The sequence below is a fragment of the Massilia aurea genome, from assembly GCF_024753205.1.
In the GTDB taxonomy this organism is placed as follows: Bacteria; Pseudomonadota; Gammaproteobacteria; order Burkholderiales; family Burkholderiaceae_D; genus Telluria; species Telluria aurea.
Genome location: NZ_JANUGZ010000040.1, coordinates 1 through 570 on the forward strand (window position 1 = coordinate 1; position 570 = coordinate 570).

The 570-nt window shown below is 58.6% G+C and carries 1 protein-coding gene; it reads right to left on the reverse strand.

Annotation, left to right across the window (positions count from 1 at the left end; translation table 11 throughout):
* The coding region (locus NX775_RS23945; RefSeq protein ID WP_258838257.1) for a TolC family protein at positions 1 to 570 on the reverse strand (570 nt) is incomplete at both ends.

The following is a 570-nucleotide window of genomic DNA, read 5'->3' on the forward strand; positions in this document are numbered from 1 at the left end:
CGACCGAGCGGTAGCGTCAACGTCCCGCTTGGCAATTTGGATGTCGAGTCTCTGCTCCATCGCAAGAGCCTCGAGCGCTCCCGGCTCATTCGGCTTTTGTGGGAGGTCTGGCAGGCGGTCGGGTATCTTGAAGTCGACGTTCGAACCCCAGAGGCCTAGTAACCTGACAAGTTGCTCACGCGCTGCCGTAGCCGAGTGGCGGGCGCGGGCATACTGCGTAGTCGCCTCCGCGTAGAAAGCCTGCTCACGTGCCCTGTCCAGTTTGCTCCAGTTGCCAACCTTGGCTTGCTCCTGCGCGAGCTGGGCTCCAGCCTCGGCTGACGTCACAACCTGACTCAAGAATTTCTCTGTCTGAGCAGCTGCGACGGCGCTGAAGTACGAACGACGGGTTTCGCTAGCCAAGCGGACTGCTTCGGATGCTGCGGTCAGCTTGGCTTGTTCAAACCGGCTACTTTCAATAGTGCTGCGCAGTGGAATAGTGAGCAGACCAATCAGGTCAAACATCACGCTACGTTCAATTTCAACCTCGTCACCGCCACGCATCCGGCTAAATGAAAAGCCCGGATTGCG